Source organism: Myroides odoratus (genome assembly GCF_001549985.1).
Taxonomy (GTDB): domain Bacteria; phylum Bacteroidota; class Bacteroidia; order Flavobacteriales; family Flavobacteriaceae; genus Flavobacterium; species Flavobacterium odoratum_A.
The window spans coordinates 47066-64542 of record NZ_LROZ01000014.1; the positions used below are offsets into that span (position 1 = coordinate 47066).

The window sequence follows — 17477 nt, forward strand, 5'->3', positions numbered from 1 at the left end:
TATGTTATTAAATTGCCATTCTTACTATAGTCTACGCTTTGGTACTATTCCACTAACGCAATTGGTTGCTGCAGCACAAAAACTACAGATCTCTGCCTTAGCACTTACGGATATTCATACCTTTTATGGTGTTTACGACTTTATTCGCCTCTGTCAACAAGCGAATATCAAACCACTCATTGGTGCTGAATTTCGCGTTAATCAACGCCTACAATACATAGGAATTGCTAAAAACCAATTGGGATTTGCAGCAATGAATCAATACATAACCCAACACAATAAAACCAAACAACCTTTCTCGAAAAAGGCTCCTGATTTTGCGCATACCTTTGTTATCTATCCACTAGACAACTGTCCGTCAACACTAGCAGATCACGAATATATAGGCATTAAACTAAACCAACGTAATTTATTGTATCAAGAGCAATGGAAGCAGTTGATTCACAAAATGGTCATCCTCCATCCTGTGACAATACAACAAACAGAGGAATATGAGTTACACCGCATCCTCCAAGCCATTGATCAAAATACACTATTAAGTAAATTGGAGGCTGACACTTGTGCTTCGCCAGATGAAATATTACAATCAGAAGAGGAATTATTGCGCCATTTTGAATCTTTTCCTACACTTATTGCCAATACCCAACAAATCGTAAGGGAATCAAACTTTTCATTTGAATATAAAAAAAGTAGAAATAAGCTCCATTTTACAGCCAACAAAGCAAGCGATTTACAACTGCTTACTACCCTTGCACAAGAGGGATTAACACGTATTTATGGTGCCAACCACGAACAAGCAAAACAACGCTTAGCAAAAGAACTTGATGTTATTGAAAAGCTATCTTTTGCCAGCTACTTTTTAATTATTTGGGATATTATTTCATATAGCACAAAACGCGGCTTTATGCATATTGGTAGAGGAAGTGGTGCCAATAGCTTAGTAGGCTATTGCATTGGAATTACCAATGTTTGTCCTCTAGAACTCGATTTATACTTTGAGCGATTTTTAAATGTCAACCGTAAATCACCTCCTGATTTTGATATTGATTGGTCCTGGACCGATCGCGATGCTATTATTGATTATATTTTCCAAACGTATGGGGAAGAACACGTTGCGTTTTGTGGAGCTATGTCTACCTTCAAGACGCGTTCTATGGCAAGAGAAATTGGCAAAGTATACGGTTTAGCTAAAGAAGAGCTCGATCAATTGAATCAGCGACACACTAGGGACTATCAAGACAACAACTCCATTGTACAGCTCATTCATCAGTATAGTCAAGTACTGGAAGGTTTTCCTAACCAACGCACCATGCACGCATGTGGAATTATTATTTCAGAAGATCCCATCACACATTTTACAGCATTGGATTATCCACCTAAAGGCTACGCTGTAGCTCACTTTGATATGCATATTGCAGAGGATATTGGCTTTGAAAAATTCGATATTCTCAGCCAACGAGGCATTGGACACATCAATGAAGCAGTAGAATTAATCGAAAAAAATCAACAAATTACCATAGACATCCGCGATATTTCACTGTCTAAAAATGAAGCAAAATCCAATGCATATTTACAGCTAGGTAATACCATTGGATGCTTTTACATTGAAAGTCCCGCTATGCGTGGTTTATTGAGAAAACTAAAATGTAATAATTATAAAACACTAGTAGCAGCTTCTTCTATTATCAGACCAGGGGTTGCTCAAAGCGGTATGATGCAAGAATATATTTACAGACACAACAACCCCAATGAATTTGAGTACTTCCACGATGTTTTCAAAAATCAATTGGGAGAAACCTATGGTATCATGGTATATCAAGAAGATGTGATTAAAATTGCCCTTCATTACGGCGGTTTACCCGCGGAGGATGGCGATATCCTCCGTCGCGCAATGAGTGGAAAAAGTCGCTCAAAAGAAGGATTACAAGCAGTTCGTCAACGTTTTCTTGCCCTGTGTGAGGAGAAAGGGCATCCACAAGCACTCAGTGAAGAAATTTACCGCCAAATCGAATCTTTTGCAGGGTATTCTTTTTGTAAAGCTCATTCTGCTTCTTATGCTATTGAGAGCTATCAAAGTTTGTATTTAAAAGCACATTACCCCTTGGAGTTTATTGTTGCTGTAATCAACAATCAAGGGGGATTCTACCGTACTGAAGTCTACGTTCACGAAGCGAAGATGTCTGGAGCACGTGTATTTCCGCCTTGTATCAACCGAAGTAATCGAGGAGCAACCTTGAGAAGACGAGATATCTTCTTGGGTTTTCAATTGGTTAAAAACTTAAATACAGCTTTAATTGATACACTGTTGACAGAACGTCAAAAAAATGGAAATTACACTTCCTTAGCAAACTTCATACAACGCGTAAATATTAACCTCGAAGCTTTAGAAACACTCATTTTTATTGGTGCCTTTCAATTTACTGGGCTCCAAAAAAACGAATTGCTCATTCAAGCAAAATTATTGTACCACAAAAACAAATCCAATCCCACTTGGCAATTGCTACAAGAGCCTATAAAATCTTTTTCTTTTCCTCAATTGAAGCGAACGGAAACAGAAGATGCCTTTGATGAGCTAGAGTATTTGGGCTTTCCTATTACTTCTAGTCCCTTTAACTTATTACAAACGAAATTTAGAGGAGAAATAACAACAAAGGACTTCCTCTATCACAAGGGTGAAAATACGCGCTTGGTGGGCTATTTAATCGCATTAAAGCCCATTCAAATTAAAAGTGGGCTCATGTACTTTGGTACCTGGATTGACAGCAATGGGGATTATTTTGACAGCGTGCATTTTCCGCATAGTTTACAACAATATCCTTTTCAAGGTAGTGGATGCTATTTGTTATTAGGTACGATTCAAATCGAATATGAGGTACCTACCTTACATGTGCTAAAAATGGCAAAACTTCCATATATGGCAGATCCTAGGTATCATGTAAAAGGAGAAGGTGTGGTGATGAGAGGGTGAGGTGGTGAGGTGGTGTGGTGGTGAGAGGATGAGGCGATGAGATGTAAAATCTCGTAGTGGCAAATGGCAATTCGCCAAGTAACAGGATAAATTATGGAAACAACGGATCTATTTCCAGACGAATTTTTCAAACAGTTTACAAACAACAAAAAAAGGCAAAAAAAAATCCCCTAACTAGGAGATCCTAAAAATAAAAAAATGGCAAGCTACCTACATCGCACCGCTACAACCACATACCTTTGCTGCGTTCCCACCCTGGAGGATTCTGCAGGAGCTGGTCGTGTAGGACTTGCCGTTGCAAATATACAACCATTTTATATTTTTCCAAGTGTTTACAACTATTATAATAACTTTTGTATATTGTAATAAAATTAAAATGACCGATGAAAAGACATAACATGCTTATACCCTTAGCCTTATCTTTCGCTATTTTCAGCTGTTCTGAAAAAAATAATTTAGAAAAAAATGTAATTTCTTTAAATACATCCGAATTAAAGCAGGTTTACAACGATAAAGAAGCTATAAAATTAAGCTTAAATCTCGCGCCAAACACCGAGCTAGACTCTGTAGTTTACCACTTAAACGATATCCGTTTAGGTGCAGTAAAGGGAAATGAAATCCTAAACGCTCCTTTGAAAGGACAAAAATTTGGACAATACACCCTGAAAGGAACAGCCTATCTCAATAAAGAAAGTAAAGAAGTTTCTTCTCATATTGCAATTCTTTCTTCCGTTGCTCCTCAAATGATTAATTATACAATCGTCAATACTATTCCGCATGATATCAAAGCCTATACACAAGGTCTAGAATTTCACAATGGTATTTTATTTGAAAGTACAGGAAATGGCGAAGGAATTGGAACGGGTACCAAAGGTGTATCGAGCGTTCGCCAACTCAACCCTAAAACAGGGGAAGTAATCAAGATTAAAGAACTTCCAGCAGCAATCTTTGGAGAAGGTTGTACAATTCTAAACAACAAATTGTATCAATTGACTTACAAAAACAATGAAGCTTATGTTTACAATCCAGATACTTTAGAACAGCTTGCTACTATTCCTTACTTCAAAAAAACAGAAGGTTGGGGATTATGTAATGATGGACAATATCTCTATATGACAGATGGCTCTGAAAAGATTTACAAATTAAATCCAGATACATTTGAGAAAGTAGATGAAATAACAGTTGCTGCACAACGAGAAATCTTAGTAAACATCAACGAACTAGAATGGGTAAATGGTAAAATTTACGCTAATTTCTATGGTAAAAGTGGTGTAGCTGTCATTGACCCAATATCAGGATCTGTAGAAGGAGTTCTTGATCTTTCTCAACTATATGATTTAGTTGAAAAACATCCTGATTTAGATGTCTTGAACGGTATTGCATACAATGCCAAAACAAATACATTTTTTGTAACAGGTAAAAACTGGAATAAAATGTTTGAAATTAAGATTATTGACTAGGTGGAGAACGAAATGAAAAATGGTGTTGGTGAAATTTATCTACCCTAATTTATAACTGAACATAAAAAGAGGAACTCGATGAGTTCCTCTTTTTATGTGATTAAGTAAGCTTCTATAAGTACTTCCCTTCTCCATTTTTTCCAGCCAATTAGCAAATTACCACTTTCCACTTTCCCTTCTCCACTAATCATACAAACTCACTCCATTTACATCTGTTGTCAGTACTTCAGACATATAATCAAAAAAGGGCTTCATTGCTTCAAACGTCTGAATCGCTTCCTTGATAAATCCAGGTTGGATCATTTCTTCATCCGTAAAGGATCGCATCACTAAAAACTGTTTTTTGCGCAGTAAATCAATAGCAGGATGCTCTTTATCGAAACCTTTAGGGGCCGTTTTAAGCTCCTCACCCACTAATCCTCCAAATGCTTTTACAAATACTGGATTACTGATAATTTCACGTAATTCTGAATCATCTAAAGCGATTTCTTTTCTAATGCGCAATAAATCATCTTTATTAGGTTCCCAAAATCCTCCTCCAACAAAACTCTTTCCAGGTTCTATATTGAGGTAATATCCTCCGCGTAGTAAAGGTTTTTTTCTTCCAATATGTAAACCAAAATAGGTTTTATATGGGGTTTTATCTTTTGAAAAACGCACATCTCGATACAAGCGATGCACGTGAAATACTTCAACCTCATCAACAGCTGCCATCTGATCATAAACGCTTTTAAAAAAGCCCTTTACTTCTGTAAAAATGGCATCAATTTGTGGTTTATTTTCGGTAAACCAAGGCTTATTATTATTCGTTGCAATCTCCTCTAAAAGAGCGAAATGCTCTTGTTTCAAATGATTCATATACTTTCTTTCTAACAATTGAATGACAAATTTACTTTAAAATAACGGTATATTTTTCGATATACTTTTGACGTTGGTCCTTTGTAATGGATAATCCTTCCTGAATATAATTATCCATCGATCCATACTTTGCTTCTATTGCAGCAAACATCGCTTCTAAATAATTGGGTTTAATCCAAGAGAAATTCTCAATTACTTCATAGTCAATTTTAGGAAAAATAAATTTGCCAAACTTCGCTAATTTCATTCTTCCAGAAACGTCATCGACGCGTTCATTATTAGAGCGTAAATACTCTTCCATGATGGTTTCTCGATCCACATTGAGAATACTCAACAGTATAGCGCCAATCATCCCCGTACGGTCCTTTCCTGCAGAACAGTGAAACAAAGTAGCTTCCTCATGATCTAGCATACGCAAAACAATCTCGCGAATCTTTTGAGGATTATCCAAAACGTAAACCCCATAAAAATCCTCCACTGCCTTATTCGATTCCTCTACTGTCACTCTTCCCTTTAAGACCTCTTTTTTCGCCTTACTAAACATGTCTTCTGAATCTTCAAAAGCTTGTTCATTGTAATATTGGATGGTTGTTGGTAGATGATCTGGATGCTTTTTTATTTCTCGATCCGTTCTTAAATCAATGACTTGCGTAATAGTATAGTCGTCTAATATTTTAAAATGCTTCTTTTTTAATTTTCCTAAATGACCACTGCGATAAAAATGACCAGATTTGATTACCCGTTGATCTTGTGTGATAATTCCTCCTAATTCGCGAACATTAGAAACATTAGGGATTTCAACTCTTTGATTCACTTCTAGATATAATTCTCTCTGTTTAGCATTGGGGGTAAACTTATTTTCTTTACCCATCGCATAGCGTTGGGTTAAAGCTTCATAATTTTCAGTAGTGTCTAGCTTAGAAAATCTAATTGGTTGATAGGCATGTTTATAAGAACAGCTCCCCAATAACAACATCCCTCCTACTAAAACAAGGATTTCATATTTTTTCATAACTCATTTTATATTAACCTTTCTCAAAGTTAAGCATTTCTAACCTATTTTTGTTTTTACCCCGTTTCCATAAAAAAAGCAATGCTTGACTGCATTGCTTTTTTATTTTTGAGCTAAATTCAAACTAAATTCCCATAAACTGGAACGGTTTGCTCTCTACTAATTGATTATTCGATAAACCGAAATACTGTTGTCTCTTAGAAACATCTAATTTTTTTACTTTAGTTTTCTCACTGAAATCCAACGTTTTTAAATCCAACCACAAAGGCGATAACGTCAATGGATCTTCGTAATAATACAGTAAATTCTTTTGATCCGAAACAGCTCTCCATTTTGTAGAAGAAAGATTTGGATACCCTTCAATATGAACCCCATACGGAACAGAACAGTTTCGAATGACACTAAATGCAGCACCTACTGCAACCATCGGATCATCACTTTGATCTACTGCTGTTGCATAATAAGAAGCGCGAGCAAAGCGATCTTCTGATCTTCCTGTTCCTGGCAATACTTGGTTTCCTGGTAAAAATGCCCAATAATCTCGAATTGCCAATTGTTTTTCATATGTTGGTGAATTGGTAACTACCGTATAAGAGGGATCGTGATATACCACTAATTTCCCATCAATATACTCTAAAACAGCATTATCTCCTTTGGCATCAGACATTGTTAAATGCACCGTGGCTAATGTTGTTCTACCTGGCGTATTAGCTGTAACAACTGCAACAGGATTTTTCTGTAAATCCGTTACTGCTTCTGCTACCGTTGCATAATTATCTAATACATATTGTGCCCAAATAGCTAAACTCATTCCTTTTTGTTTTCCATTTGGATCGTAATCCGGATATTGTGACTCTACTAACCATAGGATATTCGCTACAAGACCTTTTTCATTCATTCCGTCAGTTGTAGCAATATCAAAAGCCGATACAATAACACTACCGTATTTTGATTTCCATTTGGCTGATGCTTTACCAACTTCACCGGTGCGTTCCATTCCTCTTGGGAAAACCCAGATATTCGGATCAATTTCATCTTTCCAATCCATGGAGCGTGCAGTGATAATTGTGTTATTAGGCCCTTTGTATACCACTCGAGTACACGCATAGGCATCTGATGCTACAGGTAGTAAAAAAGCTGCTAAAGCTAGATTAGCGACCCAGATTTTCCATTTTTTCATAGTTCAAGGGTTTTATGTGTGTTTATTTTAAAGCTTGTTTAAAAGCTAGTAAAGCTCGTTCCCTAGCTAGTTTATGCTCCACTATAGGAGTAAGATAAGTAGATTCTTCATACTGAGGAATCCACTTTTTTATGTAATTGAACTCTTTGTCAAACTTCTTTTGTTGTTCTGCGGGATTAAAAACTCTAAAATAAGGAGCAGCATCACAACCACATCCTGCGGCCCATTGCCAATTCCCCACATTTAGAGCTAGGTCATAATCATTGAGGTGTTGAGCAAAATAGGCTTCTCCCCAACGCCAATCAATCAATAAGTGTTTCACTAAAAAACTAGCAACTACCATACGCACGCGATTGTGCATATATCCCGTTTGGTTCAATTCGCGCATTCCTGCATCCACTAGTGGATACCCTGTTTCTCCTTTACACCAAGCCTCAAATTCTGCTTCGTTATTTCGCCATTGTATATTTTCATATTCTCTTTTAAAACAGGCTCTTGCCGATTGTGGATAATGGTATAAGATGCTCATAAAAAACTCCCTCCAAATCAATTGGCTCAACCAGGTTTCATTATCATGCAAGGCTTGTCGCACACAAGCGCGAATAGATACTGTTCCAAATCGCAATGCAATTCCCAAACGCGTGGTAGCATCTAAGGCTGGATAATCGCGATTGGCTGTATAATTTTGAATGATGGATGAATCAAAGGCTGGTGTTGTAAAGTCAAATTTCGTTTCTGCATCATAGCCCAACTCCGTTAAGCTTGGCATCACTTGATTCTCTTTTTTAGCAACAAAATAATCTGCTTTTAAGTCCAAAGTCCAAGCTAGTAAATGCTGTTCTGTCAGCCTACTTCTCCATAATTTAGCATAAGGCGTATAAACTTTATAAGGAGTCTGATCACTTTTCAGCAATTCATTTGCTTCAAAAATCACTTGATCTTTATAAGCATAAAAAGGAATAGCATGCGTTGCTAAAAAAGCATGAACAGCTACATCTCGTTTACGCGTTGCTGGTTCGTAATCTGCATTGGTATAAACCGCCTTGATTGCATAGGTTTGTACAAGTTGTTCAAAAACAGGTAAGACTGCGTTATGATAAAAAGCCACTTGACTGTTATGCTCTTGCAAGAGCGTATTGACTTGTTCTAACGCTTGATACAAATATTGTACTCGTTTATCTGCTGTATTTGGAAATTGCGCCAAGATATCCGTATCAAAAATGAATATCGGCAACACTTTTTTTCCTGATTTTATAGCATGATATAAACCTACATTGTCATGTAAGCGAATATCCCTTCGATACCAAAAAATTACAATTTCTTCCATATTAGTAAGTCCTACTAAAAAGACCCTTTATTAAATGGAATAAAGGGTCTTTAAAGATAACTTTTTTTATTTAAAAATAACCAATAATACTGAGCCAAGTTGTTCCCACTACCAAATAAATCGCTAGCAATAGGAGACCGATGATCAATCCATACGTCCACCAAGACTTCAATTCAACATAACCACTTCCGAAAAATACAGGAGCTGGGCCATGTCCATAATGTGTCAAGGTTCCATAGATAGATCCCATATATCCAAGAGTTAAAGCCAATAACATTGGTGGCACACCTAAGGATACACCAACTCCCAAAAGGGCAGCATACATTGCCGCAACGTGAGCAGTTGCACTAGCAAATATATAGTGACTAAAGAAATAAACAATGATAATTAGAGGATAAGCATAATGCCAATCAATTCCTCCCATTTGTGCCTTAACTAAATCACTAAACCAGCCAATAAATCCAAGCGTATTCAATGAACTAGCCATCATTACTAACACTGCAAACCACACAATGGTATCCCAAGCGCCTTTTTCTGATTTGACATCATCCCATGTTAATACAGAAGTCAACAATAAGATAGCTAATCCGATAAAAGCTGTAGTTGTTGCATCAATCGTGAATAAATCTCCTGTAATCCACAAGAAGAGCAAGATAAAAAAGGTCACTAACATCAACTTTTCTGGCAATGTTAATTTCCCCATTTCTCTTAATTTCTCTGTAGCAATTTTTGGGGCATCCCCTGTTTTCTTTAATTCTGGTGGATAAATTTTATACAACACCAAAGGAGTAAGGAGGAATGCAAGCGCCCCAGGTATAAAACCTCCAACGGCCCAATTCATCCAGCTAATATTAATTCCAATATCGGCAGCAAACTTCTGACACATCGGATTACTTGCCGTACCAGTTAAGAACATGGCTGATGTAATCAGGTTCAAGTAGTAGCAATTCAAAGTTAAAAAAGAGCCTACTTTCTTTTTTGTTTCTTCTTTTGATGGGTCAGAACCAAAATTCATCGCCATCGATTTCATGATGGGATATATAATTCCACCCCCACGAGCTGTATTACTCGGAATAGCAGGTGCTAATACCAAATCGGCCAATCCTAATCCATACGCTAACCCTAACGTACTTTTACCAAAAGCACGAATAAATAAGTAAGCAATACGATTCCCTAACCCTGTTTTAATAAAACCTCTAGCAATAAAGAATGAGATTCCAATTAGCCAAATAACCTTATCTCCAAATCCTTTTAAACTAAGCGTAATAGATTGTCCTGCATTTCCTGGTGCTAACAATTGAAAGAATGCCGTAAGTCCCACAGCAATCATACACATGGTCCCCATAGGAGCAGCTTTGAGGATAATCCCTAAAATAGTACTCACAAAAATGGCAAACAAATGCCAAGCTTCTGGTGTTACTCCCTCTGGGATGGGACAAAACCAAAGTAATATCCCTATTACTACGGTAATTCCGAAATTTTTTAAATTTACTTCTTTCATAGAAGGAGTTTTTTATTGTTGTTCTTTATTTACTGTAATCGACACTGAAATTGAATAAAGGCAAGATTTGAGTTATATGATTTTGTATGCTCAATATTCGTTTTATAATTGTCGATTTGCATTCCTACTTGTAATCGAGCACCATAGTTCTTTAAAAATTCTAAACTCACCATGGGAATCCAAGTTTGTCTTCCATTGGAATTGAGGTGTGCATTACCATCTAAGTATTCGTAACGACAAGAAAGTTCAATCGTTTGCAATCGTTTCTTCCCTAAATCATAGCGAACATTTGGCAGAATATAAAAACTCTTCATCAAATAATCTTTCACCTCACCTATACGCGTATCGAGGGGTTGGCTAAAATACAAATTGTGATTGACCCCTTGCTTTGCTTCTACCTGAAAATCAATACTCCAACGATCTCCTAGTGGAAAAAAAGCAGTAGCTTCTGTCCCCACGGCATATACCGTTTTCTTTTCCACTTCTCCTACTCCTCCACTAATTCCAACATTAATCTTGTGTTTGTCATTGACATTAAATAACAATCGGCTGGAATAGTGTTTTCCGTCATCTTTATCCGTTTTGTTCTTACCATTTCCATTCGTCACTGAAAATCCATAACTCATCGGAACTTTACCTAGATCAACACTCCCTGTTACCCCAACTCCAATTTGGAAGCTCATCCAACTATTATCACTAAAGAGATAGTAGGAATTAGAATAATCAATGGATTTTACAATATCCACAGGATAAGTCTCTTCCATTCCGAATGAGGGTCTAAACTGTCCAACCGTAAATTGTAAATAGCGATTTATGGTATATTTGGCATATGCATTTTCAAGAACTTTGTGTTTAGGATCAGATTTGAAATCCGCAAGATTTACTAAAGCAACTACTTCTAAGTTTTCTGTTACCTTGGCATTCATAGAAACGCGCATTCGCTTTACTTCAAAAGAATTATTTGTTCCTTCTCCATCCCCATAGTGCAAACCATCAATATCCACACCCTTTTTAAAGTTATTTAAAAAACGAGTTTGAAAAACACCACCTACTTTAAACTGAGGATATTTTTGTGTTGGATCATTTAATACAATCTTATCTTCAAACACCTTAACCGTGTCTTGTACAATCGTTTGTTCTTGAGCTGTACTAGTAAATACAGTTAAAAAGCTTATCCCGCAAAGGAATAAGCTTTTTTTCATTTTCATTTTCATTGTTATATCATTTTCATTTTTACTTCTTTTTAAACTTGAGGAAACTCGCTCGATTGTATTCGTAATTCATACGAGCAATATTCAATACCGAAATTCCCTGCGGGCATTCAACCTCACAAGCCTCAGTATTGGAACAGTGGCCGAATCCTTCTTCATCCATTTGCATAATCATAGTTAAGGCACGTTCTTTTCGTTCTTGTTGAGATTGAGGTAATAAGGCCAATTGCGTAATTTTTGCAGAGGTAAATAAAGCTGCACTACCATTTTTACATGTAGCTACACAAGCCCCACACCCAATACAAGCGGCTGAGTCAAAAGCAGCTTCTGCCGTTTCATGTGATACAGGAATGGTATTCGCTTCAGGGGCTTGCCCTGTATTTACCGATACATATCCTCCAGCCGAAATAATGCGATCAAACGCACTTCGATCCACTTTCAAATCTTTTTTAACAGGAAAACCTGCAGCTTTGAAAGGTTCAATCAAAATTGTTTCTCCATCTTTAAACTCTCTCATATGCAACTGACAAGTCGTAGTATTTTCTAACGGCCCATGTGCATTTCCATTGATAACAACTCCACATTGCCCACAAATTCCTTCCCTACAATCATGATCAAATTCAATAGGATCTTCTTTCTTTGAAATTAATTGTTCATTTAACGTGTCCAACATTTCCAAAAAAGACATGTGTGTATTTACATTATCTATCGCATAATCTACAAGTTTTCCTTCCGATTTACGATCTTTCTGTCTCCATATTTTAAGATTCAATTTCATAGCCTCTATTATTTATAACTACGGATAGTCGGTTTTACGTATTCAAATGTTAGTTCTTCTTTATTCAAAATAGGTTCTTGATCTAGTGATCCTGGCCATTCCCATGCGGAAATAAACTGGAATTTCTCGTCATTACGAGCAGCTTCCCCTTCTTCTGTTTGGTATTCCTCTCTGAAGTGAGCCCCACAAGATTCATCACGCGTTAAAGCATCATAACACATCAACGTTCCTATTTCTAAGTAGTCCGCTACGCGTCCTGCTTTCTCTAATTCCGAATTGATTGTTGCATTGGTTCCAGGAACATGGACATTTTGATAAAATTCAGCTCTCAACTTCTTGATTTCTTCGATAGCAAATGTCAATCCTTCTTTGGTACGTGCTAAACCGCAATAATCATACAGTAATTTACCTAATTTCTTATGGTAATAATCGACCGTTTTATCCCCTTTAATTTTCAACAGGCTTTCTAACTTGTCTTTAACTTCTTGTTCTGCTTTCTCAAATTCAGGATGATCTGTGGTAATTTTACCAACTCTAATTTGATCCGCTAAATAGTTTGCAATAGTATAAGGAGCGATGAAATATCCATCCACAGACGCTTGCAATAAAGAATTTGCTCCTAATCTATTTGCTCCGTGATCCGCAAAATTCGCTTCTCCTAATGCAAATAAACCAGGAATCGTCGTCATTAATTCATAATCTACCCAAAGTCCACCCATAGAGAAGTGAGCAGCAGGTGAAATCATCATAGGCTCTTTATAGGCGTTTATTCCAGTAATTTTCTCATACATGGTAAACAGGTTCCCATATTTTTCAGCAATTTTCGCTTGGCCTTGTTCTTTAATTGCTTTAGAGAAATCGAGGTAAACGGCATTTTTCAACGGACCTACACCATAACCCGCATCAATGCGTTCTTTAGCCGCACGAGAAGAAATATCACGAGGAGCTAAGTTTCCAAACGCAGGATAACGTCTTTCTAAATAATAATCTCTTTCCTCTTCTGGAATATCATTAGCGACTCTAGTTTCATTTAAGTTTTTAGGCACCCAAATACGTCCATCATTACGTAATGATTCAGACATTAAGGTCAATTTGGATTGATAATCTCCAGATTGTGGTAATGATGTAGGGTGAATTTGCGTCCAACTTGGTGAAGCGAAATAGGCTCCTTTTTTATGTGCTCTCCAAATAGCAGAACCATTACACCCCATAGCAAGTGTTGACAAATAATAGATCTTACCAAAACCTCCTGTTGCTAAAACAACAGCGTGTGCAGCATGTCTTTCAATTTCTCCCGTTTCAAGATTTCGTACAATAACACCACGAGCTTTACCATCAATTACAACTAAATCTAACATTTCATGCGAAGAAAACAACTCTACAGTTTTCTTATTTACCTGACGCATAAGCGCTTGATATGTTCCCAAAAGCAATTGTTGCCCTGTTTGTCCACGCGCATAAAACGTTCGACTTACTTGCACTCCTCCAAAAGAGCGATTATTCAAGTATCCGCCATATTCTCTACCAAAAGGAACCCCTTGAGCCACAGCTTGGTCAATTAAGTTCACCGAACATTCGGCCAAGCGATAAACGTTCGCTTCCCTTGCTCTAAAGTCTCCTCCTTTTAATGTATCTACAAACATTCTGTAAATACTATCTCCATCATTTTTATAGTTTTTAGCCGCATTTACTCCTCCTTGTGCCGCTACAGAGTGTGCACGACGAGGGGTATCTTGAAAGCAAAACGATTTTACATTATATCCCATTTCTCCCAAAGAGGCTGCTACAGAACTACCTGCTAATCCAGTTCCAATTACAATAACATCCAGCTTTTTTCTATTTGCAGGATTAACCAAACGAGCATTCTTTTTATAGTTAAACCATTTATCTTCTAATGGTCCTTCAGGAATTTTTGCATCTAATTTCATAACAACTTGTATTAATGGGTGATATAAATATAAATAGGCATTAAAGCGAAACCAACACATAAGATAACCGCATAAGCGATCCCGAATACATTAATCCATCGTACGTATTTAGGGTGAAATAACCCTAGTGTTCGAACACCACTCGTGATACCGTGAATCAGGTGATAAGCAAGTGCAATCATCGCTATTACATAAACGACAACTAACCAAAGTTCTTGAAATGCTGTAACAACAACCGTATACAAGTCCTTATTGCCATTGGCATCTAAACCAATCTCACCAAATTTATAGACGTACCAAAAGTTTTGAAAGTGCAGTACGAGGAAAATCAAGATAATTACGCCTAATACTCCCATATTTCGGCTATACCATTTACTGGCTCTTCCTCTATTATCGCGCTTGTAACTACCTCCTGCTTTTTGATTCATTGAGGTAATAATCAGTGCATAAATAGCATGCCCTAAAATGGATAAATAAAGCACATAAGAGACGGCTTTTACCAACGGGTTCCCAGTTAAGAAATGGGAATAAGCATTAAAGCTTTGTTGTGCATGTTCAGGTTCTAGAAACAACTGTGTATTCCCTAAAAAGTGAATCAGTAAAAAGAAACACAGAAACAACCCAGTCCCTGCCATTACAATCTTTCTTGAGAGTGTATTCATCTTATTTTTGTTTTAATAATTAATCCTTTAAATCTTCCAATAACCTTACTCTTTGCTTCTTGAATGTAACTGCATAAATAGTACCAAAAATAGACACGCATTACTTTCGCTCAATTACAAACAAAACACCAAATAAACAGTATTTTATAATTTATTGTAATCAAATAATTTTATTTTGTACTAAATTTAGCAAATATTTTAAAAAATTTAAAAAAAATAGATTCATTTTACATGTATTATAAATAATACAGAACGATTATAAATTATCGCAGTATTTATTTAAATTTTAAGAATCGTCTTTTCAAAGAAATGGTTATCTTGAAAAAATGAAATTAAAAAAATATTTTCCCTAAAAATGTAACAAATATCATATTTAGTCAACTAATTGTAATATGAAACAAAATAATGTAGAACAAGAGTTTATATCTTTATTGGAAGAGAACCAAAATCTCATCCATAAAATCTGTCGCTTGTATACAGATGAAGAATCTGCACATAAAGATTTGTTTCAAGAAATTTCGATTCAACTCTGGAAGGCTTATCCTAGTTTTAGAGGAGAATCCAAGTTTACAACTTGGGCCTATAGAATTGGTTTGAACACTGCCATTTCACTTTTCCGGAAGAAAAACCGGCAAATCACCACGACGAGTTTCAATCCTATTATTCATCATTTTGAATACCAGGAATATAATGAAGAAGAAGAACAACAACTCAAATTGATGTATCAAGCGCTTCACCAATTGAATGACATTGACAAAGCTTTAGTATTCATGTATCTCGAAAACAAAACCTATGAAGAAATTGCTGATACACTTGGTATAAGTGAAGTCAATGCTCGAGTAAAAATGAATCGAATTAAAAGTAAATTAAAAAAAATATTAAATCCGTAAGGATTCACTATAGTATGGATGAACTTGACTTATTAAAAAAACATTGGAACGCCAACCATAACTTTCCAAAAGTGTCAAAGGACGAGATTAGTGGGATGATTCACAAAAAATCATCTTCTATTGTGATGTGGATATTTATCATCAGTGTTATTGAATTTCTAGGCTTAAACTTAGCTAGTTTTTTCCTCTTTAATGATGACAGTGAATTAAAAGGAAACAGCAGCCCAGTTTTTGAATTTATTGTCAATAATATTGATTATGTCAGCGGTTTAATCTCGTTGATATTCATTGTGGCCTTTTACATCAAATACCGCAAAATTTGCGTAGCAGATAATACCAAAAATTTAATGAAGCAGATTCTTCAAACGAAGAAAATGGTAAATTACTATATAGCAATCAATATTTCGATCATTTCCATTTTATCTCTTTTTGCGGCTATTACCATTTTAACTGCAGATAACGACCCTACACATGGATGGTCTTACTACATCTTTATTATTGGGATATTCTTGTTTTTATTTTTAATCTTTTTCGGAATTATCTGGTTGTACTACCGCGTTGTATACGGGATTTTAATTAAACGTTTGATGAAAAATTACCAAGAACTTGAAAAAATAGAGGATTAATGTTGTACCTTGGATACTCATTTTACTTTTCATTATTCAAGTTATGACTATCACGCAATTACTATATGCCTTAGCTGTTGCAGAACACAAAAATTTTACGCTTGCAGCAGAAAAATCGTTTGTAACTCAACCTACATTGAGCATGCAAATTCAAAAATTAGAGGACGAACTAGGTGTTCAAATTTTTGATCGCACAACCAAACCTATTCAATTAACAGCAATTGGAGCTGTTATCATTGAGCAAGCACATAAAATAGTCAATGAATCGAATCGAATCAAAGATATTATTGATCAAGAAAAAGGATTCATCGGAGGGGAATTTAAGTTGGGAATTATTCCTACCGTTACTCCTACTTTACTCCCCATGTTTATCAAATCCTTTGTAGGTAAATACCCTAAAGTACATTTGATTATTGAAGAATATACCACAGAGGAAATTATCACTCGACTACGCGGAGGTTATCTCGATGCTGCTATTGTAGCAACGCCTTTGGAATTAGAAGATATTCGTGAAAAAGTACTCTATTATGAACCTTTTGTTGGCTATATTCCACAAAGTTTCCAACAGGAATTCGAGGGTAAACTCACTACAGATCAACTGGATTTAAAAAAGCTCTTACTGCTTCAAGATGGCCATTGTTTTAGAGATGGCATCATCAATATTTGCAAAAACAAAAGTGCTGATACAGATCGTCCTTTTTCACTAGAAAGTGGAAGCTTCGAAACGTTAATCCAGCTATCTAAAGAAGGACTAGGCTATACGCTTTTACCGTATTTACACACCTTGCAGCTCAATACAGAAGATCAACGTAATTTGATGCAGTTTGCTACTCCTCAACCCGCTAGAGAAATTAGTTTAATTCATACAACAAATGATTTAAAGCTTCAAATTATCCAAGCCTTACACGAGACTATATTAGGAATTATCCGCGGGGCAATAGCTTTTCAAGATGTAAAAATTATTAGCCCAAAAAAGAAATAAGTAGATCGATATGAAAATGTAAAATCGTTATTTCGTACTCACAAAACGTAAAGAACAAATCTCACGATTTCACAACAAAACTCACCCTAAAATA

Annotated in this window: 14 protein-coding genes and 1 other RNA gene; 5 read left to right on the forward strand and 10 right to left on the reverse strand. The window is 36.1% G+C overall.

Features of this window, described 5'->3' with window-relative positions; all coding sequences use genetic code 11:
* Nucleotide 1 precedes the first annotated feature (1 nt).
* Entirely contained in the window at nt 2-2968 is a 2967-nt protein-coding gene (locus AWV75_RS13600) for a DNA polymerase III subunit alpha (RefSeq protein ID WP_060874896.1), read from the forward strand.
* 196 nt (nt 2969-3164) lie between these two features.
* Here the strand turns inward: AWV75_RS13600 and ffs are convergent.
* An RNA gene (gene ffs / locus AWV75_RS13605) (signal recognition particle sRNA small type) lies at nt 3165-3263 on the reverse strand.
* An 88-nt stretch (nt 3264-3351) separates the two neighbouring features.
* On the opposite strand from ffs, the gene AWV75_RS13610 reads away from it, so the two are divergent.
* Nucleotides 3352-4428: a glutaminyl-peptide cyclotransferase gene (locus tag AWV75_RS13610; protein ID WP_060874897.1), complete on the forward strand. Its 1077-nt coding sequence runs from the start codon at nt 3352-3354 to the stop codon at nt 4426-4428.
* 183 nt (nt 4429-4611) lie between these two features.
* On the opposite strand, the gene AWV75_RS13615 is transcribed toward AWV75_RS13610, so the two are convergent.
* From AWV75_RS13615 to AWV75_RS13655, 9 genes are all read right to left on the reverse strand, one after another.
* Nucleotides 4612-5286: a DUF2461 domain-containing protein gene (locus AWV75_RS13615; protein ID WP_060874898.1), complete on the reverse strand. Its 675-nt coding sequence runs from the start codon at nt 5284-5286 to the stop codon at nt 4612-4614.
* A 31-nt stretch (nt 5287-5317) separates the two neighbouring features.
* A complete protein-coding gene (locus tag AWV75_RS13620) occupies nt 5318-6298 on the reverse strand; it encodes a tyrosine-protein phosphatase (RefSeq protein ID WP_060874899.1) in 981 nt (326 codons plus the stop codon).
* A gap of 124 nt (nt 6299-6422) precedes the next feature.
* Nucleotides 6423-7478 carry a linear amide C-N hydrolase gene (locus tag AWV75_RS13625; RefSeq protein ID WP_060874900.1) on the reverse strand — a complete coding sequence of 352 codons (1056 nt, stop codon included), beginning with the start codon at nt 7476-7478 and terminating at the stop codon, nt 6423-6425.
* Nucleotides 7479-7500: 22 nt separating this feature from the next.
* Nucleotides 7501-8805: a cryptochrome/photolyase family protein gene (locus AWV75_RS13630; protein WP_060874901.1), complete on the reverse strand. Its 1305-nt coding sequence runs from the start codon at nt 8803-8805 to the stop codon at nt 7501-7503.
* A gap of 70 nt (nt 8806-8875) precedes the next feature.
* Nucleotides 8876-10306: an anion permease gene (locus AWV75_RS13635; protein ID WP_060874902.1), complete on the reverse strand. Its 1431-nt coding sequence runs from the start codon at nt 10304-10306 to the stop codon at nt 8876-8878.
* Between the two features lie 29 nt (nt 10307-10335).
* On the reverse strand, nt 10336-11508 hold the full coding sequence (locus tag AWV75_RS13640; RefSeq protein WP_231738152.1) for a porin: 1173 nt from the start codon (nt 11506-11508) through the stop codon (nt 10336-10338).
* 31 nt (nt 11509-11539) lie between these two features.
* A complete protein-coding gene (locus tag AWV75_RS13645) occupies nt 11540-12295 on the reverse strand; it encodes a succinate dehydrogenase/fumarate reductase iron-sulfur subunit (protein ID WP_060874903.1) in 756 nt (251 codons plus the stop codon).
* 8 nt (nt 12296-12303) lie between these two features.
* Nucleotides 12304-14223 (reverse strand): fumarate reductase/succinate dehydrogenase flavoprotein subunit, encoded by a 1920-nt coding sequence (locus tag AWV75_RS13650; RefSeq protein WP_060874904.1) that lies wholly within the window; start codon nt 14221-14223, stop codon nt 12304-12306.
* Nucleotides 14224-14234: 11 nt separating this feature from the next.
* On the reverse strand, nt 14235-14885 hold the full coding sequence (locus AWV75_RS13655; protein WP_060874905.1) for a succinate dehydrogenase cytochrome b subunit: 651 nt from the start codon (nt 14883-14885) through the stop codon (nt 14235-14237).
* Between the two features lie 392 nt (nt 14886-15277).
* On the opposite strand from AWV75_RS13655, the gene AWV75_RS13660 reads away from it, so the two are divergent.
* From AWV75_RS13660 to AWV75_RS13670, 3 genes are read left to right on the forward strand one after another with little or no spacing between them, the layout of a single operon-like run.
* The gene (locus AWV75_RS13660) at nt 15278-15775 is read left to right on the forward strand and encodes an RNA polymerase sigma factor (RefSeq protein WP_060874906.1); all 498 of its coding nucleotides are present in this window, start codon (nt 15278-15280) and stop codon (nt 15773-15775) included.
* A 14-nt stretch (nt 15776-15789) separates the two neighbouring features.
* Nucleotides 15790-16401, forward strand: a complete 612-nt coding sequence (locus AWV75_RS13665) for a hypothetical protein (RefSeq protein WP_060874907.1) — start codon at nt 15790-15792, stop codon at nt 16399-16401.
* Nucleotides 16402-16444: 43 nt separating this feature from the next.
* On the forward strand, nt 16445-17383 hold the full coding sequence (locus tag AWV75_RS13670; RefSeq protein ID WP_060874908.1) for a LysR family transcriptional regulator: 939 nt from the start codon (nt 16445-16447) through the stop codon (nt 17381-17383).
* Nucleotides 17384-17477: the final 94 nt, after the last annotated feature.